The 1,893-nt window shown below is 65.5% G+C and carries 2 protein-coding genes and 2 pseudogenes; all 4 read right to left on the minus strand.

The window, feature by feature from the left end; all coding sequences use genetic code 11:
* Nucleotides 1-231, minus strand: a pseudogene (locus MOV61_RS29690) (peptidase P60); the annotation flags it as partial.
* Nucleotides 228-1,103: a DUF2163 domain-containing protein gene (locus MOV61_RS29695; protein ID WP_247139147.1), complete on the minus strand. Its 876-nt coding sequence runs from the start codon at nt 1,101-1,103 to the stop codon at nt 228-230. The gene MOV61_RS29695 and the pseudogene MOV61_RS29690, both read right to left, overlap by 4 nt.
* On the minus strand, nt 1,100-1,738 hold the full coding sequence (locus MOV61_RS29700; RefSeq protein WP_247139148.1) for a DUF2460 domain-containing protein: 639 nt from the start codon (nt 1,736-1,738) through the stop codon (nt 1,100-1,102). The genes MOV61_RS29695 and MOV61_RS29700 overlap by 4 nt, the downstream gene beginning before the upstream one ends.
* Before the next feature lie 21 nt (nt 1,739-1,759).
* Nucleotides 1,760-1,893, minus strand: a pseudogene (locus MOV61_RS29705) (phage tail tape measure protein); the annotation flags it as partial.

Genomic DNA, 1,893 nt, shown 5'->3' on the forward strand with positions numbered 1-1,893 from the left:
CCCGAAGAGCCGCGCGGCCGCGTCCGCGAGCCGGTCTTCACCGCTCCGCTCCGCCCAATCGGGCGCATAGGCGGGCACCATCCCCGGCTCCTCGCCGTAAAGCTCGCGCCAGATCCCGCGGATCAGCCCGATGCAATCGCAGCCGACGCCCTTCGTTGCGCCCTGATGGCGATAGGGCGTACCGATCCATCCCTCGGCCAGTGCCACGATCCGCTCGCTTTGCCCGCTCATTCGAAGATCGGGCCGCCGTCATGGACCCGCTCCCCATCGACATAGGAATAGGCAAAATCGGCGCCGGGAACATGCGGAAAACCGCGGAAATTCAGATGGTTCGCAAAGCGCGCCTTGCAGGTTGCAAACGACTTGTCGCATCCCGCGGTCAGCGTAAACGTGTGGCCCGCCGCAACCGGCTCCTCCAGTGGCAGCCAGAAAGTCAGCTCCACCGAACCGTCGGACCTCTTCTCGTGCGCGTCGACATCGACCGCTACGCCGTCCGAAAACGTCAGCACGCCGTGGCGGAAAAACCCGCTCGCGAAACCACCCAGCCCCGAGACCACAATCCGGCTCGCGTCCTTTACCGCGACCACCGCCCCTTCGCCGCGCCACAGGGCCAGGTCTACGCCGCAGCGCGTATCCCCGAGGCTCGCGTCGCAGCGTCGGTTGTAGACGCGCCCCTGCGGCTGGCTCAGCCGATGCGCCAGACTGCGCAGCTCTGCGCGAAACTGACCGCCGGTGCGGGAAACCTCGCCGATCTCCCGCACGTTCAAAAGCACGTGCTGGTCCGGTGCCGCCCAATTGACGAGAAACAGTTCCACCCGCGCCCCGTCATATCTGCCGGTCGCCAGATCCTGCTCGCCAATCGCCGCATTTGAAAAGCCACCGACGACCTCGTCGGCGCTTGCGGAAAGTCCCGTTGCCGCCTCTGCCTCGCTTGCCGAAAACCCGCTTGCCGCCAGGAAGGTCGTGCCGCCGAATATCAGGTCATGGTCGTGTTCGCTAAAACCCAGGATCATGCCGTCGCGCCGCGTCACCCGCCATGCGTGACAGGTGGTGGTTGCCTCCTGCCTCAGATGCTCGGCCAGATCAGCCGGTATGGTTCTCATGCCAAAACCTCCGTCAGCGGAATGGTCGGGATGCGCCCGGCATCGAAATGGGCGAGATTGACGTCGATCCGGTCGGTGTCGAACCGCACCGGCACCTCGAATTCGTAACCCGCCCGCACCACCGCGCCGATCGCCGGAACATGGCCGGCGGCAAAAGTGACGATCCCCGTCGCCGCATCGGCGGAAAAAGCTTCCGGCGCCTGCGCAACGCCATCCACCGACAGGACGATCGTTCCGGCAACCGGCTTGACGATCCGCCTCGTCCAGCTGCCGCCGCCATCCGCGTAGATTTTGACGAGCTGGAATGCCGCGGTCTCCCCGTCGCCCGCGCCGATCGTCTGGTCGGTCGCCGATACCGTCTCGCCCGGCGCGCAGGATTTCCAATCGACCGGATCGCGGAACCGAAAGCCGTAAAGCTGCCCGCCCCGCGCCTCGAAAAACTCCAGCACCGCATAGAGATCGGTAAGCGATTTCACGCCCGATCCCGCATCATAACTGCGCCTTGAATCCCGCCAGCGCTGGTTGCGCTGTTCGCGCCCGTTGGAAAGGTTGACGATATCGGTGCGCCGCACCGGCCCGCCGGTTGCCCCGAGCGCCAGCCGCAACGGGAACCGAACCTCATGAAAACCGCTCATCTCATCCTCGCAACATCATCGTCACAAACCACGCCGCCCGCGCGAGACGCTACGCGCCAGCATGGCGGAAATCTGCCCTTCGCTTTTGCGAAAGCTCGCGGCATCGCTCGCCGTCACGTTGAAGACGATCTGCGGCGTGGCCTCGCCCGCCGACG

This window comes from Neorhizobium sp. BETTINA12A (genome assembly GCF_023006485.1).
GTDB lineage: Bacteria > Pseudomonadota > Alphaproteobacteria > Rhizobiales > Rhizobiaceae > Neorhizobium.

What these genes read in the sequence shown, in the direction of transcription:
- MOV61_RS29695 (WP_247139147.1), bottom strand. Translation starts at nt 1,103, where the DNA reads ATGAGAACCATACCGGCTGATCTGGCCGAGCATCTGAGGCAGGAGGCA.
- MOV61_RS29700 (WP_247139148.1), bottom strand. Translation starts at nt 1,738, where the DNA reads ATGAGCGGTTTTCATGAGGTTCGGTTCCCGTTGCGGCTGGCGCTCGGG.